The organism is Vibrio fluvialis (assembly GCF_900460245.1).
In the GTDB taxonomy this organism is placed as follows: Bacteria; Pseudomonadota; Gammaproteobacteria; order Enterobacterales; family Vibrionaceae; genus Vibrio; species Vibrio fluvialis.
The window spans coordinates 316,617-333,967 of record NZ_UHIP01000002.1 but is presented as its reverse complement, the minus strand read 5'-3'; the positions used below and the strand labels follow the sequence as shown (position 1 = coordinate 333,967).

13 protein-coding genes are annotated in these 17,351 nt (G+C 54.0%); 11 read left to right on the top strand and 2 right to left on the bottom strand.

Features of this window, described 5'->3' with window-relative positions; translation table 11 throughout:
• The first annotated feature begins 7 nt into the window (after positions 1 to 7).
• The 11 genes from DYA43_RS16570 to astE all read left to right on the top strand — a co-directional run bounded on the left by DYA43_RS16570 (position 8) and on the right by astE (position 12,460).
• Positions 8 to 724 (top strand): ABC transporter permease, encoded by a 717-nt coding sequence (locus tag DYA43_RS16570; protein WP_020329783.1) that lies wholly within the window; start codon positions 8 to 10, stop codon positions 722 to 724.
• A gap of 10 nt (positions 725 to 734) precedes the next feature.
• A complete protein-coding gene (locus tag DYA43_RS16565) occupies positions 735 to 1,454 on the top strand; it encodes an ABC transporter permease (protein WP_024374912.1) in 720 nt (239 codons plus the stop codon).
• Positions 1,455 to 1,537: 83 nt separating this feature from the next.
• Positions 1,538 to 2,560 carry an N-acetyltransferase DgcN gene (gene dgcN, locus DYA43_RS16560; protein WP_061055942.1) on the top strand — a complete coding sequence of 341 codons (1,023 nt, stop codon included), beginning with the start codon at positions 1,538 to 1,540 and terminating at the stop codon, positions 2,558 to 2,560.
• Positions 2,553 to 3,539 (top strand): N-acetyl-D-Glu racemase DgcA, encoded by a 987-nt coding sequence (gene dgcA, locus DYA43_RS16555; protein ID WP_061055941.1) that lies wholly within the window; start codon positions 2,553 to 2,555, stop codon positions 3,537 to 3,539. Before dgcN ends, dgcA begins: the two co-directional genes overlap by 8 nt.
• A 654-nt stretch (positions 3,540 to 4,193) precedes the next feature.
• Positions 4,194 to 5,180, top strand: a complete 987-nt coding sequence (locus DYA43_RS16550) for a GlxA family transcriptional regulator (RefSeq protein WP_061055940.1) — start codon at positions 4,194 to 4,196, stop codon at positions 5,178 to 5,180.
• Between the two features lie 132 nt (positions 5,181 to 5,312).
• Positions 5,313 to 6,527, top strand: coding sequence for a bifunctional succinylornithine transaminase/acetylornithine transaminase (locus tag DYA43_RS16545; protein WP_024374915.1), 1,215 nt, complete (start codon positions 5,313 to 5,315; stop codon positions 6,525 to 6,527).
• A gap of 3 nt (positions 6,528 to 6,530) precedes the next feature.
• Complete coding sequence (locus tag DYA43_RS16540; protein ID WP_020329789.1) at positions 6,531 to 7,544, top strand: arginine N-succinyltransferase; 1,014 nt, start codon at positions 6,531 to 6,533, stop codon at positions 7,542 to 7,544.
• Between the two features lie 38 nt (positions 7,545 to 7,582).
• Complete coding sequence (gene astA, locus DYA43_RS16535; protein ID WP_020329790.1) at positions 7,583 to 8,626, top strand: arginine N-succinyltransferase; 1,044 nt, start codon at positions 7,583 to 7,585, stop codon at positions 8,624 to 8,626.
• Entirely contained in the window at positions 8,613 to 10,085 is a 1,473-nt protein-coding gene (gene astD / locus DYA43_RS16530) for a succinylglutamate-semialdehyde dehydrogenase (RefSeq protein WP_061055939.1), read from the top strand. Before astA ends, astD begins: the two co-directional genes overlap by 14 nt.
• Positions 10,086 to 10,108: 23 nt before the next feature.
• Entirely contained in the window at positions 10,109 to 11,458 is a 1,350-nt protein-coding gene (gene astB, locus DYA43_RS16525; protein ID WP_061055938.1) for an N-succinylarginine dihydrolase, read from the top strand.
• 12 nt (positions 11,459 to 11,470) lie between these two features.
• Positions 11,471 to 12,460 carry a succinylglutamate desuccinylase gene (gene astE / locus DYA43_RS16520; RefSeq protein WP_061055937.1) on the top strand — a complete coding sequence of 330 codons (990 nt, stop codon included), beginning with the start codon at positions 11,471 to 11,473 and terminating at the stop codon, positions 12,458 to 12,460.
• Between the two features lie 138 nt (positions 12,461 to 12,598).
• On the opposite strand, the gene DYA43_RS16515 is transcribed toward astE, so the two are convergent.
• The gene (locus DYA43_RS16515) at positions 12,599 to 13,522 is read right to left on the bottom strand and encodes a diguanylate cyclase (RefSeq protein WP_225869382.1); all 924 of its coding nucleotides are present in this window, start codon (positions 13,520 to 13,522) and stop codon (positions 12,599 to 12,601) included.
• Positions 13,523 to 13,541: 19 nt separating this feature from the next.
• Positions 13,542 to 17,342 carry a PAS domain-containing hybrid sensor histidine kinase/response regulator gene (locus DYA43_RS16510; protein ID WP_061055936.1) on the bottom strand — a complete coding sequence of 1,267 codons (3,801 nt, stop codon included), beginning with the start codon at positions 17,340 to 17,342 and terminating at the stop codon, positions 13,542 to 13,544.
• Positions 17,343 to 17,351: the final 9 nt, after the last annotated feature.

The window sequence follows — 17,351 nt, the reverse complement described above, 5'->3', positions numbered from 1 at the left end:
CGACGCGATGGATTATCTGATGTATCTGAGTCTGGGTGACAGTGGCTGGGGCGACGAACTGCTCAAAGGGCTGGCGATTACGCTCGGGTTGGCGCTGTGTGCGTTACCGGTGGGGATGGTGCTTGGCACGGGCGTCGCCGCACTGTCGATCAGCAAGCACAAAGGCCACCGCTGGTTTGCCACTGTGTACACCACGGTGCTGCGCGGCCTGCCGGAACTGCTGACGCTGTTCATCATTTACCACGGCGTCGGTCTGCTGATTAATAAAACCCTGAAATGGCTTGACCCGAGCAACGGCTTTTTTGAACTCAACCCGTTTGGTGCGGGCGTAATTGCGCTGGGCTTGGTCTTCAGTGGCTACGCGGCGGAAGTGCTGCGTGGCGCGTGGAAGGCCATGGATAAAGGCCAGCGCGAAGCGGGCTATTCACTGGCGATGGGCCGCGGGCAGATTTTCTGGCTGATTGAGCGCCCGCAACTGCTGCGCTTGGCACTGCCCGGGCTGGGCAACCTCTGGATCAACCTGCTCAAAGACACCGCGCTGGTGTCGGTGATTGCGCTGGATGATTTGATGCGTGCGGCGAATATCGCGGTAGGTGCAACCAAGAAACCGTTCCTGTTTTATCTCACCGTGTGCCTGGCGTACTGGGCCGTGTGCGTCTGTTGTGAGCGGGTACTGGCAGCAATGGAAGAGCGTTCCAAACGTGGCATTCGCGTGAGTCGATAAGGAGACCGTCATGACCGAATTTATCGCTAAAGTCGCGCCGATGTTGCTGGATGGTGCATGGATGACACTCAAAATCACCTTTATCTCGGTGTCACTGGCGGCGTTGCTGGCACTACCGATGTCGCTGCTGCGTATTCAGCGTGCGCGCGTTTATCGCTGGCCGGTGCAGTGGTTCATCTCGTTCTTTCGCGGCACGCCGCTGATTGCACAACTGTTTTTACTCTATTACGGCTCCGGGCAATTTCGTCCTTGGCTGATGGAGATGGGGCTGTGGCACTTTTTCCGCGACCCGTTTAACTGCGCGCTGCTGGCGTTCACGTTCAACTCGCTGGCTTATCAGACGGAAATTCTGCGTGGCGCGATTCAGTCGGTCGACGCTGGCGAAATTGAAGCGGCCAAGTCGATGGGCATGAACAACAGCCTGCTGTATCGCCACATTGTGCTGCCGCTGGCGTATCGGATTGCGTTTCCGGCACTGGGCAATGAATGCATCTTAATGCTCAAAGGCGGCGCGGTGGCCAGCGTGATCACCGTGATGGATTTAATGGGCCAAACACGGCGCGCTTTTTCTCAAACTTTTGATATTTCAACGTACTTTTTGGCAGCAGGGCTATACCTCATCATTGCGACGGTGTTTGTGATGGCCTGGCGTCAGGCAGAGCGTTACCTCTATCGACACCAGATTCAGCGAACACCGGAAGCAAACCCCGTGACCGCTGCTGCGACCTGATTTTTCCACGCTAACCACCAACTGATGGCACCGGGAGTTACGGCTCTTGTGGGCTCGTTTGACTGTAAAAAAGGATCAACACAATGAACAAGATTGAATTGAAAACCCCTTACTTAGTGTTTCTGGGCGAAGCCAATGACCTGCTGATGGCGAAAGTGGCGAAAGGTGTGGCGCATTGGCGCCCGGAAAAATGCCTGGCGCAATTTCGTCTGCCGGGTGCCAAAGCCGATTTGGGCTTAGCGGAAATGTCACCGCGTGAAGCGGCGGCGTGCGGCGCCAAAACCTTCATTCTTGGTCTGGCGCCGGTGGGCGGCACTTTGCCGATGGCGTGGTTGGATATTCTGATTGACGCGATGGAAGCGGGCATGGATATCGCCAGCGGTCTGCACATGCGCCTTAACGATATTCCTGAGCTGGTGGCGGCGGCTGAGCGCACCGGGCAAAAACTGATTGATGTGCGTGTTCCACAAGGGCCGATGGTGTGTGGTACCGGGTTACCACGTGTGGGTAAACGTCTGCTGAGTGTCGGCACCGATTGCTGTGTTGGCAAGATGTTCACCACGCTGGCGATTCATCGTGAACTGGAAAAACGTGGCGTGGCCGCGACGTTTCGCGCGACCGGTCAAACCGGCATTCTGATTGAAGGCAGCGGTGTCCCGGTCGATGCCGTGGTCTCTGATTTTATCTCCGGCATGGTGGAAAACCTGTCGCCGGACAACGCACCTGAGCACTGGGACATTATTGAAGGCCAGGGCTCGTTGCTGCATCCGGCTTACGCGGGCGTGAGTTTAGGTCTGCTGCATGGCGCGCAGGCGGATGTGATCATTGTGTGCCACGAAGCGGGCCGCACGCAGATGGACGAAATGCCGGGCTTTAGCGTGCCTGATCTGCAAACCACCATCGACATCAACCTGACCATGGGCCGTGTGACGAACCCGAACATTCGCTTAGGTGGCATTGCGCTGAACACGGTCAACCTGACTCAGGAAGAAGCGCTGGCTGAAATCGCCCGCGTGGAGAAGCAGTTTGGTGTGCCAGTCGTTGATCCGGTGCGCACGGGTGTGGCGAAGATCGTCGATGGCCTGACTGAGGTGTGTTATGCGTAAGATGAGCGTACGCGTCGAGCAATGGCCGCTGCACGAACCGTTCGTCATTTCTCGCATGGCGCCGATGCTGCATGGTGAAGTTGTGGTGGTGGAAATTGAGCAGGATGGCTGTGTGGGGCGCGGCGAATGTGAGCGCATGGACATTTTCGAGCCCGATTATCCATTCGATGTGCTGGCGGATGTGCAATCTGCGGTGGCGGCGGTTGAAGGTGGCATCAGCCGTGATGAACTGCGCGATCTGCTGCCTTCCGGCGCACCACGCAACGCCATTGACTGCGCGCTGTTTGAACTTGAAGCCAAGTTACAGCAGCAGCCCGCTTGGCAGATGGCCGGATTTGACGCCGCACCGCACCCTGTGACGACCGTCTTTACCTTGTCACTCGACAGCGCGGAGAACATGGGCCGCGCCGCTGCGGCGCAGAAGCATCGACCGATTCTCAAACTCAAACTGGGCCGCAGCGGTGATATAGAACGTGTGCGTGCAGTGCGCGCCGCCGCACCCGATACGCGCTTGGTGATTGATGCGAACACGGGCTGGAGCTTTACCCAGTTGTGCGACTATCTGCCTGAGCTGGCAAAACTGGGGGTGGAAATGGTCGAGCAGCCGCTGGCGTTTGAAGAAGAGCATCTGCTGGAAACCATTACGCCGATTCTACCGATCACCGCTGATGAATCGTGCATTGATCGCACCTCACTGGCGGCGCTCAAAGGACGTTATCAGGCAGTGAACATCAAGCTGGATAAAACCGGCGGCATGACGGAAGCGCTGGCACTGCTCAAAGAGGCGCAGGCGATGGGCTTTGAGGTGATGGTCGGTTGCATGATTGGGACGTCACTGGCGATGGCTCCGGCACTTCTTCTGGCGCAGCAAGCACGCTGGGTGGATATCGACGGGCCTTTATTGCTGTCAGAAGATCGCTCTCCCTCGCTTCACTACCGTGACAGTGTGGTGGAACCGAGCGAAGGCGTGTGGGGCTGAGACGGATTTCCTTCCACTGTGTGATTGTTTGTTGTTCCTCTTTAGCCATGGCATTCGCCATGGCTTTTTGTTTCTACGGATGAATTTCCGCCGTGACGTCGCTTCTTGAATCTATCTCCATTCAGATTGAGGTGTTATTTAGAGTTAATATTTAATTTGATGTTTTATTCAAAATAATTAAATAAAAATCTGAATTTGAATTAATAAAATTGCTTCATTGATGATCAAGCTGAAAATAATCTTTTCATTGTGTTTGTTTTCTCAATTCATTCTATAAATAAGTTTTATAAAACAATTGGTTAATTAAATTTATTTGAAATAAATCCAAAGAAGCATGTTTCGAATTTGTTTAATATGTTGATATTTTATTGTGTTTAAATTTACTATGTGACGAGCCCTGTGGGTATTTATTATGGGCAGAATGGAATATAAAAATTCATTTTATTTGTTTTATTTGCATGAGTTTTCATGATGAAGAAATAAAGCTGATTAATTATTCGCTTTTTCTTGGTCGCGCCGACTCCGGCCGAGCTCATGCAAATAGGCGCGAAAGGAATTTCGGTGTGTTGCCCCGTCCAGGCCGAGCAAGCAGATTGCTGCGGTGAGTGAAGGTGAATGGTCAACCGAAATGGGTGCGCAAGGCCGCCACTCAACATGGAACATAGTAATCACGATATGACCTCATCTTCTTCGCCTCACAGAATCGGACTCTATGTCCCTCAACCTTGCTCACTGCTCACCCTGGGTGCGATCACTGAGTCGCTGGCCTGCATCAACCAGATTCTGGACGAAGAAAAATACACGCTCTTTTACATCGCCGAACAAACCGACCAACCCGTGACGATGGCGGTGGGACTGACGCTTCATGCCGAACAGGCCATCAGCGACGCGCTCGATTGCCAACTGTTGATTGTGCTGGCAAGCCATGCGCCGCAAGCGGCGTTGAGCGATGACGTCAAACGAGCGCTGGCGGAGTATGCCGCCCAAGGTGATTCACACCTGTTGGCGCTGGATAACGGCGGCTTGTGGCTGCTGGAGAGTGGCATCGGGCTGGACGCGACGTGGGCGTGGCATGGTCACACGTTGGATGCGGCGGCGCAGCGTTATCCGCAACTGGCGCTCAGTCACGAACTTTACGTGCTCGGTGAACGCCTCAGCAGTGGCTGCGGTCAGGCGGCTGCTCTCGATTGCCTGCTGGCCTATCTCAGCCGTTTTGAAAGCGAAGAGACGATTCAAACGTTGGCAGATGCATTGTGTCTCGAACGGGTCAGACCGGGCAGTGATAAGCAGCGCGTCACCAGCGGGGCAGAGATGCAACCGAGGCTGCAACAGGCGCTCGCGCTGATGGAGAGCAACCTCGAAGAGCCGCTGTCGAGCGATGAACTGGCAGAGTTGGTGCACATTTCCCGTCGCCAGTTAGAACGCTTGTTTAAGCGTTACCTCGATACCATGCCAGCGCGCTACTACTTGCAGTTGCGGCTGAAAAAAGCGCGTCATCTGCTGCAAACCACCAACCAGTCGGTGGTGCAGATTGGTCTGATGTGCGGTTTTTCCAGCGGGCCTCATTTTTCGTCGGCCTATAAGGCGCACTACGACATGACGCCGAGAGATGAGCGGGCAAAACGCTTCAAAACGTTTTAAAGCAGTCCTTTAATAAACCAGTCCGTTTAAACTGGTGTGAAAATCTATAAGTTTTGGTCGGAAATCCGAACGAATTCTGGCAACCGATTGAGTAATCTGGTGGCAATGGAAAAACACAACGAGGCACACAACATGACGCTTACGCCAAACAGAACCGATTTCGACCAATACATGATCCCAATGTTCTCTCCTGCACCGTTTATTCCGGTTCGCGGTGAAGGCTCGACCGTTTACGACCAGCAAGGCAAACAATACATCGATTTCGCTGGCGGCATTGCGGTGAACGCGCTGGGTCATGCAAGCCCGCTGCTGAAAGCGGTTCTGACTGAGCAAGCGGACAAGTTGTGGCATCTCGGCAATGGCTACACCAACGAGCCTGTGCTGGCGCTGGCTCGCACGCTGGTGGAAAGCACTTTCGCAGACAAAGTGTTCTTTTGTAACTCCGGTGCGGAAGCGAACGAAGCGGCGCTGAAACTGGCCCGCAAGTACGCGCTGGATAAACACGGCAGCGATAAGAACGAGATTGTCGCCTTTCGCAATGCGTTCCACGGCCGCACGCTGTTTACCGTGACCGCGGGTGGTCAGCCAAAATACTCACAAGATTTCGCGCCGCTGCCCGGCGGGATTCACCACGTTGATTTCAACGACCTGGATGCGGCGAAACAGGTGATCGGCCCCCAAACGTGTGCGGTCATCGTTGAACCCATGCAAGGCGAAGGCGGTGTCGTTCCGGCAACGCCTGAGTTCCTGCAAGGCCTGCGCGCGCTGTGTGATGAGCACGATGCGGTGCTGATTTTCGATGAAGTACAAACGGGCGTTGGCCGCACCGGACACCTGTATGCGTACATGCACTATGGCGTGGCGCCGGATGTGCTTTCAACGGCCAAAGCACTGGGTGGCGGTTTCCCGATTGGCGGTATTCTGACCACCGATAAATTTGCCCCGGCGCTGTCGGTTGGCACGCACGGCACAACCTACGGCGGTAACCCGCTGGCTGCGGCTGTTGCGGGTGCCGTGCTGAGCGAGATTAATCAGGACGCGTTCCTGCAAGCTGTCAAAGCCAAGCAGGATCACTTTGTTACGCGTCTGGAAAGTATCAATGCCAAGCTTGGCGTGTTCAAGCAAGTGCGTGGCCTCGGTCTGTTGATCGGCTGCGAGCTGACTGCTGAGCACGCGGGGCAGGCGAAAACCATCAGCAACATGGCGGCTGAGCATGGCCTGATGACGCTGATTGCCGGCCCGAACGTGGTTCGTTTTGCGCCGGCACTGAATATCACAACCAACGAAATCGATACCGGTCTGGATCGATTGGAACAGGCACTGGAAGCCTTTACGCATAAGGAATAAATCATGATTTTATTGCGTCCTGCAAACCTGGGTGATCTTAACGAGATCGAGCGTCTGGCACACGAAAGTGGGCCGATGGTGTGCACCTTGCCCGCCATGCGTGATCACCTGATGAAAAAAGTGGAACGTTCGGTTTCCGCCTTTGAGCAGGACGTAATTTGTCCGGGAGAAGAGTCTTACTTCTTTGTGTTGGAAGAGACACACACCGGACGCCTTTTGGGCACGGGAGCGATCAACGCACTGGCGGGCTACCGCGAACCGTTTTACGCGTTTCGCAATGACATTCTGATCCACTCATCACGAGCGTTGAATGTTCACAGCCGCATCCATGCGCTGACGCTGAATCACGATCTGAGTGATCACTCCCAATTGTGCTCGTTTTATGTGGTTCCCTCACTCAAAGCGACCACCTACCCCTCACTGATCACCCTCGGTCGTCTGCTCTATATGAGCGCGTTTCCGATTCGTTTTGCCAGTGAATGGATGGCGGTTCTGCCGGGTATTGCAGACAAGAACGGTCGAGCCCCGTTCTGGGAGCATGTCGGCAGAAAATTCTTCGGTATGGATTACAACCAGGTCGAGTACTACAACGGCACGCGCGACAAAACCTTTGTTGCCGAGCTGATGCCACACCACCCGCTGTACGTGCCTCTGATTGATGAGGAAGCGCAAGCGGTGATGGGGCAGGTTCACCCGGATGCGGAATTGCAGTGCCAGCTGCTGAGCGACGAAGGGTTTGAACCGGATAAATACGTCGAGATCTTCGATGCAGGTCCAATCCTGACCGCACCGCGCAATACGTTGTCGGTGTGGCATGGCATGCAGCGCGGCAAAATTGCAGCGCAACCACTCGGTGGAGAAGGCATGCCGTTTTTGGTCGGCTTTGAAGGTCCGCACGGCTTCAGCGCTATGATTGCTGAAGGCACGTTGTCAGGGAACCAGTTGAGTGTAGATAAAGGAATGATGGAAGAAGCGGGGCTGCAATCTGGCCAGCCGGTGTGGATCGTCTCGCTGTAACACTTTCATCTTCAACAATAGAACAAGGAATCAGGACTATGATGGTAATTCGCCCGGTAACGAGGGATGACAAACAGGCGCTGCTGAAGCTGGCGACCAAAACCGGGGTAGGATTTACGTCTCTGCCAAACAACGAAGCGCGTCTGACCGATCGTATCGAACGTATGATTGCGACCTGGGAAGGTGACGCGCCACTGCACGATCAGGGTTACCTGTTTGTGCTGGAAGAAACCGAAACTGGTGAAGTGGTTGGGATCAGCGGCGTGGAAGTCGCGATTGGCCTGACGGAAGCCTGGTACGATTTTCGTGTCGGCACACTGGTTCATGCCTCCAAAGAACTGAACGTGTACACTCAGATGCCAACGCTGTTTCTGAGTAACGACCACACAGGTTACAGCGAGCTGTGTACGCTGTTCCTTGACCCGGATTACCGCCAGGGTAAGAACGGTCACCTGCTGTCAAAGTCGCGAATGCTGTTTATGGCGACGTTCCAGGACAAATTTGCCGACAAGCTGATCGCTGAAATGCGCGGCGTGTCGGATGAAAACGGCCACTCGCCATTCTGGGAAAGTCTGGGCCGCCATTTCTTTGCGATTGATTTCAGCGAAGCGGATTACCTGACGGGGATCGGCCAGAAAGCCTTTATTGCCGAACTGATGCCAAAGCACCCACTGTACGTCGATTTCCTGACTGACGAAGCCAAAGCCGTGATCGCCGAAGTGCATGAAAACACGCTGCCAGCCCGTAAGATTCTGGAAGGTGAAGGCATGCGTTACGAAGGCTACATCGACATCTTTGATGCGGGCCCGACGCTGGAAGCGTACACCCGAGATCTGCGCATCGTGCGTGATTTCGAAACCCGTAAAGTCGTGATTGCTGAGCACATCGAAGAAACCGAGACCACCTTACTGATCGGTAACGAAAGCTACCAGAACTACCGCGCGCTGATTGGCAATCAGCCATGCACCGAGACGGAAATTGTGCTGTCGGCAGAGCAGGCGAAAGCGCTGTTGGTGAGCGATGGCGATCACGTGCGCATTGCGCCGCTGTTTGCCAAGGAGAAACGTCATGACCTCGCATGATCTGTTGATTAACGGCGAATGGTTGCAAGGCCAAGGCGCTGCATTGTCGAAATACAACCCGGGCGATCTGCAAACCATCTGGTCTGGCAATGCGGCCAGCGATGCGCAGGTGGATCAAGCGGTCCAAGCGGCCCGTGACGCGTTCCCAAGTTGGGCGCGCATGGAGCTTGAAGCGCGTATCGAGATTCTGAACCGTTTTGTTGCCAACCTGAATGAATCGCGCGATCGCCTGGCGGACGTGATTGCTCAGGAAACTGGTAAGCCAAAATGGGAAGCGCTGACGGAAGTGCAGGCGATGATGAACAAAGTGCAGATCTCCGTGCAGGCTTATCACGAACGCAGCGGGCAGAAAGTGACGGCAATGGCCGAAGGTCAGGCCGTGCTGCGTCACCGTCCTCACGGCGTGCTGGCGGTGTTTGGTCCGTATAACTTCCCGGGCCACCTGCCAAACGGTCACATTGTGCCCGCGCTGCTTGCGGGTAACTGCGTGGTGTTTAAACCGAGTGAGCTGACGCCGTGGACGGCGCAAATCACGCTGGAAATCTGGCAGCAGTCGGGTCTGCCGGCTGGCGTACTGAACCTGGTTCAGGGCGCAAAAGAGACCGGGATTGCCCTCTCTTCGCATCAGGATATCGATGGTCTGCTGTTCACCGGCTCAGCCAATACCGGTTATCTGCTGCATCGTCAGCTTTCCGGCCAGCCGGAGAAGATTCTGGCGCTGGAAATGGGTGGCAACAACGCGCTGATCGTCGATGAATACGACAACCTGGATGCCGCAGTGAACATCGTGGTGCAATCGGCCTTTATCAGTGCCGGACAGCGTTGTACCTGTTCACGTCGTTTGCTGGTGCGCTCTGGCGCGCAGGGTGATGCACTGATTCGTCGCCTGATTGAGGTGACGCGTGATCTTCGTATCGGTCAGTGGAACGACGATCCGGCGCCATTCATGGGCCCGGTGATTTCAACCGCAGCGGCAGAGCAACTGCTGGCTGCGCAGGACAAACTGATTGGCCTTGGTGCTGAGCCGTTGCTGCGTATGGCAAAGCTCAATGATCACAGCGCCATGCTGTCTCCGGGCATTCTTGAGGTGTCGTCGGTCAGCGAGCTGCCAGATGACGAATATTTTGGTCCGCTGCTGAGCATCATTCGCTACGACAGCTATGATCAAGCCATCAAACTGGCGAACCGTACCCGTTTCGGTCTGGCGACCGGCCTGATTTCGCCACAACGTGAAAAATACGAACAACTGCTGATTGAAGCGCGTGCTGGTATTGTGAACTGGAACAAACCGTTGACCGGCGCTTCCAGCAACGCGCCATTTGGTGGCACCGGCGCTTCCGGTAACCATCGCCCGAGCGCGTACTACGCAGCGGATTACTGTTCCTGGCCGATGGCTTCACTGGAACATGAACACCTGACCCTGCCAGAAAAACATTTACCCGGCCTACAATTTAACTAAAAGGCGAGAAGGAGTATTACCCTATGTCAGTGAAACAAGCTTATGAAGTGAACTTCGATGGTCTCGTCGGTTTAACGCACAACTATGCTGGTCTGTCGTTTGGCAACGTGGCCTCGACCTCCAACAAAAATGCAGTCGCGAACCCGAAAGTGGCGGCGCTGCAAGGTCTGCAAAAGATGAAAACCCTGTCCGACATGGGGTTCAAACAAGGCGTACTGCCACCACAAGAACGTCCATGCGTGCACACGCTGCGCAAACTGGGCTTTTCTGGCACCGATGCCGAAGTGATTGCGCAGGCCGCGAAGAAAGCGCCGCAACTGCTGGCGAACGTGAGCTCGGCCTCCTCAATGTGGGTAGCAAACGCGGCGACGGTGTCACCGTCGGCCGACACGGCGGATCGCAAAGTGCACTTTACCGTGGCGAACCTGAACAACAAGTTCCACCGCTCAATTGAAGACATCACCACTGGCAATGCGCTGCAGGCGATTTTTGCCGATGCAAACCACTTTGCGCACCACGCGGCGCTGCCTCAGCAAGCGCTGATGGGCGACGAAGGCGCTGCGAACCACAACCGTCTGTGCCGCAGCTACGGTGAGCAAGGTGTGGAAGTGTTTGTTTATGGTCGTCAGGCGTTTGGTGGTCAGGTTGAACCACAGAAATTCCCGGCGCGTCAGACCCGTGAAGCGAGTGAAGCGGTGGCGCGTCTGCATCAACTGGATGAATCGCAAACCGTGTTCCTGCAACAGAATCCGGAGGTGATCGACAAAGGTGTGTTTCACAACGACGTGATCGCGGTGAGCAACGGTCCGGTGCTGTTCCATCATCAGGAAGCGTTTATTCATCAAGCGCAAGTGTTTGACGAAATTCGCCACAAATTGGGCCGTTTTGACTGTGAATTCACCCCAATTGAAGTGCCGTCAGCGAAAGTATCGGTGGAAGATGCGGTCGGTACTTACCTGTTTAACAGCCAACTGCTGACCAAAGCCGACGGCCGCATGATGATTGTGGTCCCGGAAGAGTCACGCAAGAACGAGCGCGTGTGGACGTACCTTAACGAACTGGTGACCAGCGGCGGCCCGATCAACGAAGTAAAAGTGTTCGACCTGCGTGAAAGTATGTGCAATGGCGGTGGTCCTGCGTGTTTACGTCTGCGTGTGGTCTTAAACGACGACGAATTGCGTGCGGCGAACCCCAAAGCACTGATGAACGATGGCTTGTATCTGTCTCTGACGCAGTGGGTTGAGAAACACTACCGTGACCGTCTGACGGAAGCGGATCTGGCGGACCCACAATTGCTGGTGGAAAACCGCACTGCACTGGACGAGCTGACTCAAATCATGGGTCTGGGTTCAATTTATCCGTTCCAGCGCTAAGAGGTTGCGATAATGCAATTTCTGCACGAAACATTGGCGGGGGATGCCTATTCCCCGCAGTCAGGTGAAACACCAGCGCTACATTGGCAGCGTAGCGCGCCCGGCGTGATTGAATTCACGCCGAAAGCGGCGTGCGACAAGAGCGTAGTGATCTCTGCCGGTATTCACGGCAATGAAACGGCACCGGTCGAGATCGTGACGCAACTGGTGCAGGATCTGCTCAGTGGCGAGCGCAAATTGGCGGTACGCTTGCTGGTGATTCTGGGGAATTTGCCGGCGCTGCGCAGTGGTGAACGCTACTTGGATGTGGACATGAACCGCCTGTTCAGTGGCAAGCATCATAATTATGAGCCGTGTGATGAAACCCGTCGCGCCGCGCTGATTGAAACGCTGGTGAGCGAGTTTTATCAGGCTGCGCCAGAGACGCAACGTGTGCACTTTGACCTGCACACCGCGCGCAAACCGTCGTTCCATGTCCGCTTTGGTCTGATGCCGCATGTCGACTGTGGCAAATATCCGGCAGCGACCATCGAATGGCTGCGCCGTGTGGGCCTCGAAGCGCTGGTGATCAACCATGCGCCTGCCGCGACGTTCAGCTACTTCTCCAGCCAACAATGCCGCGCAGACAGCTGCACATTGGAACTGGGTAAAGCATTGCCGTTTGGCGAAAATGACCTCAGTCAGTTTGTCGGTATCGAGCAGGGGTTGCAGGCTCTGGTCAGCGACGAAGTCACGCCGGATAACAGCGCCGAGGCCATGCCGGTGTACAAAGTGAGTCAGGAACTGACGAAACTGTCGGAAGCGTTCAGGCTCAATTTCGCCGAAAGCGTCGAGAACTTTACCGCATTTGAACGGGGTGAACTGTTGGCGCAAGATGGTGACACGGAATACCGCGTTCATCAGGATCAGGAATGGCTGATCTTCCCGAACAGCGGCGTTCGCCCGGGCCTACGCGCTGGATTGATGCTGACCCGCACTTCGCTGGAAGAGTGGATTGCCTGATTCAAATTTCCTAACTGCTGTGAGTTTTAGCCACGTTTCGCCGTGGCTATTTTTTTGTCTCTAGGCAGGAGATGAGGGGGAAAGTTGAATTATTCGGCGTGACAATGTCACGTAGCGTGCAGATTTCGCGCAAGCGGACTACAACACTTCGGCGTGCAAAACTTCGATGCAACTGCGGTTTCGACCTTCCGCTTTGGCTTTGTAGAGCATGGTATCTGCCAGTATCAGCATCGCTTCGGCGCCGTCAGGCAGCTCTCCTGGTAAGTAAACCGCGCCGCCAGCGCTGACCGTCAGCAGCGAGGTCGGAGAACCAATGTGGGCAATCGCTTCTTGTTCAAGCTGCTGCTTGATGCGCTGAGCGATACGTTCCAAACCTCTCTCATTGGTATCGGGCAGTACCAACACAAACTCTTCTCCGCCATAACGGGCCACCATGTCCGCCGAGCGCAGACAGCTTTGTTTGAGACTCTGCGCCACTTGGCGCAAACAGTCATCGCCCGCGATATGGCCGTAGCGATCGTTGTACTGCTTGAAAAAGTCGATATCAATCAACAGCACACCTAAGCTTTCCTGCTTGCGAAACGCATGGCCCATCTGAGCTTCCATATACTGATCAAAATGGCGACGCGAACTGATGCCGGTCAGGCCATCAACATAGGCCAGTGAGCGCAGCAAATCCGACTGATGTTTCAAGGTCAGGTGCGCGCGGACGCGGTGTTTGAGGGTATTCGCGTTGATTGGCTTTTGCAGAAAATCGACCGCACCCGCGTCCCAGCAGGCATTTTCATCATCCTGATCAGTCAGGGCGGTGACGAAAATCACCGGAATGGTGGCGATGTCCGGATCGCGCTTGAGAATCTTACACGTTTCCCAGCCGTTGATATCCGGCATCAATACATCCATCAGAATCAGATCGGGTTTGTGCTCGCGGCACACGGCGATCGCCTGCTGGCCAGTTGTGGCCATCAGGACGTCGTACTCATTCTTCAAAAGCTGGTAGATCAACTGAATATTGGTCGCCTGATCGTCGACGACTAACACGGTGAATTTGGGTTCTGTCATTAACTCTGGGGAGAAAGAGTTATGATGCATCGGCTAAGCCTTTTGTCTTTTTAATTTGTCCTAGGATTGCAGCCGCCTGATCGAACGCCAGATTCTGCATATGAGCAGACAGTTCCGCTGTCTGATATGCATCAATATATTGAAGTTGCTCGGAAATTTCATCAAATAAACTCATCGCCGCCATGTTTGACGTCTTCAGATAATGAACCAGTTGCTCGATTTTTGAATCCAGTTCCGGAATTTCGTCTGCGGTTTCAGTCGATTTCTCATTGTCCGCCGTGAGCAGCTCATAAAGATTGTTGAGTTTTGAGCGTGCAACCAATACTTCGGCCAGTAGGCTACTGTTGCGCGGAATGACACTATCTGGGTCTTGCGCACAATACTGTTCGGCTTGCTGCAGTTTCTGTGCTAGTGAGGTCAGACCGCAACTGGCTGCGCCGCTTTTCAGGCTGTGGTAGAGCAAACGCGCCTCTTTGGCGGGAAGTTCCTGCTGTTGGAACTGAGGAATAGCCTGCTGAATATCATCGGCAAACTGCTGGACTACGCGAGCGTAGATGGCTGTGTCGCCAAGGCGTTCAATTGCAGACATCACATCAATATGTTGAGTTTCACCATATTGCAGAGCAGCCTGAGTCAGGTCCTTCAACTTAGTCTCAGTTTCCGTTTTGTGTTCTTCCGGCGGCGACAGTTGACTGGTGTATTGCAGAATTTTTTCTGCCACTTCGCCAATGTGGAAAGGTTTGGCAATATGATCGTCCATGCCAGCGTTCAGACAAGCGACTTTGTCTTCTGGCATCGCGTTCGCGGTCATGGCCAGAATCGGTAAGTCAGCAAAATGCGGGATCTGACGAATACGGCGCGTGGTTTCATAACCATCCATCCCAGGCATCTGTACATCCATCAGTACCAATGAGAATTCTTGTTGAGTGAGGGCCGCCAGTGCTTCGGTGCCGCTCTCCGCTTCTACAACGGTAGCCCCTTGCTGACTGAGAAGCTCGGTGGCGACCAGACGGTTGGTTGAATTGTCTTCCACCAACAGCAGTTTCAGGCCAAGCAAAGCTTGTGACTGGGCTTTATAACCAAGTTGTTCATCACGTGGCTTATTGCGGTTATTGACCACGTCCAACAGGGTATTTTTCACCATATCAGGCGTTACTGGCTTCACCAGCAGCGCATCAAGCAGTGATTGAGTCTCTTCCAGATGTTCATCCAGCAGCTCACGCCCAAACGCAGTTGCCATCACTACTTGTGGTGTCTTTTTCAACGTGAGTTGGCTGCGCACTGTCTGGGTCAGACTTAACCCATCCATGCCCGGCAGTTTCCAATCAATAAACAGCAGGTCAAACGGCTGAAGGTTCGCATCGGCCTGTTCAATCAGAGGCAAAGCCTGTTCGGCATCCGCCACGGAAGTCACCTTGCAGCCGAACCGCTTGAGCAGATCATCGAAAATCAAACGCGCGGTGTTGTTGTCTTCCACGATCAGAACATTGAGACCATTAGGCAGTGCCGCCGCTGGTTCGGGTAACTTCCACTCTTCAACGCAACCTAAACTGACCGTAAAGCTAAATTCACTACCGACGCCTAGCTGGCTTTTTACCTCGACCGTACCATCCATCAGGCTGACCAGATGCTTCACTATAGACAGACCCAGCCCAGTACCGCCATAGCGACGGCTGATGGACGATTCGGCCTGGCTAAAGCCTTTAAAGATCACGCTTTGCTGCTCGTCCGTCATGCCGATGCCGGTGTCGGTAACGGTGACACGCAAAACGTAGTGATCAGCGGTGTGTTCAACCGTGCTGATGGCGACTTTCACTTCGCCTTCTTCGGTAAACTTAATCGCATTGCCCGCCAGATTGAGCAGGATCTGGCGCAGGCGCAGGCTGTCACCAACCAAGTACGAAGGCACGTCTTCATCTATTTGATAGATGATCTCCAGATGTTTGTGTTGCAGGTTAGATGAGAGCAGAATGCCGGTTTCGTGCATCAGTTCCGGCAGAGAAAATGGTTGCTGTTCGATCTCCATTTTTCCGGCTTCCACTTTCGAAAAGTCGAGAATGTCATTAAGCAGCACCAGCAGGGATTGCGCGGCATTTTGCGTCTTGTTGAGGTAGTCGCGCTGCTGTTTGTTGAGATCGGTATTCTGCGCGATTTGCAGTAGTCCCAAAATCGCATTCATCGGCGTGCGCAGCTCATGACTCATGTTGGCCAGAAAGTCCGACTTTGCGCGGTTGGCTTGCTCTGCCAGTTCTTTTGCTTCTGCCAGCTCTTTTTCGCGCTGTAGCATGTCGGTTAGGTCGTCAGCGATGCCGAGGTAACCTAACGGCTCCTGGTTATCGTCCAGCAGGCAACTGACGATAAGGCGGATTGGAATGTGATGGCCGTTTTTGTGTACGTAGGTCCAGCGGGTGATGTCGACGAATCCAAGGCGTGCTTTTGCTACAAATACATCAAATCCGGGCTGAATATTCTCACCTAGCTCTGAAGACAACTGTTTTGCGCGCTCGGACACTTCTTCCATCAGATGAAAACGTGAAGGGGTGCTGACACCAATCATTTCCTTGGCGGTGTAGCCAAGTAACTTTTCCGCTGAAGGGTTAAATACAGTGATAATACCATCGAGATCGGTAGCGATGATCGCATAGCCCGCACTGCTGAGAATGGTGCGTTGCAAGGCGTTAATTTTCGCCATCTGTTGGGTACGTTCGATAACTTGCAATTCAAGGAGGGCGTTGGCTTCTTTGAGCGCTTTTTCCGTTGCGAGTGCGAGCTCTGCTTTGTGTTTGGTTGCTTGCGTTCGGCGCATAGCAATCAATTGGATACTGAATACGATCAGCATCATGACCAGCGTACTGCCCAGAATTTCACGATAGATATATTCGTTAGCAGGCAAAGGCAGTGAGTCAATAAAGCTTTGTTTTGCGGTTAGATTCAGTGACCAGTCGCGTCCGAACAACCAGATGATCTGCTGAGTATTATATGAGGTAGTGGCATCATCGGTGCCACGTGAGAAAAACGGCAGCGGCGAACCATTGGTGATATCGGAAATGCTCAGCGTGACATCATCATTTAGCCCTGAAACGGAGCTGAGTACTTCATCGATTAAGATCGGCGCGTAACTCCAGCCTGCCAGCTCTTGCAAGCGCTGGTCGATACGTGCCGGCACTTCGTTGTGCTGGTAAATCGGCATCAGGATCAGAAAGCCTTGTTTGGTTTTCTTGCTGGCTTGTACCAAAGTGATGGGGGCAGTAAGGCGCACTTCGTTAAATCGAGCGGCATTCAGCGCTGCCTCACGTCGCATCGATTCGGAGCCGATATCCAGCCCCACTGCTTGCTTATTGCGGTTTTCCGGCTCTATGTACTGAATCACAAACAGACTGTCGTTGTGCGCCGTCAGCGTGCGAATATCAAAACTGTTGTCAGGACGATCAGCGCGTGCCTTGGCCACAAAGTCGTCTTTTTGGTCGGGCAGGATAAAGCGGATAAAACCGAAACCACGCGCACCAGGAAACTCCAATGGGTAATCGCGAGTTTTGGTGTAAGCCTGCATTTGTGCATAATCAAAATTTTCGAGGCGGGAGGTCATCACGGCGCCACGTACGCCGCGAATACCATACTGATACAGCGTGACTCGTTCGACCACACCTTCGCTAATTTGTTTGAGACGAGCATCCAGCTCACGCTGAATCGTCTGGTGATTTTGCTGTTGCTGTTGACTATCCAGATAGGACGCCACCAGATACCCTAAGGCGAAAATAATGAGGGGCAGCCAAAGAATATTGAGCAGATTTTTATAAATGGGGGGCATTGGCGCTGGCATTGTTCCCTT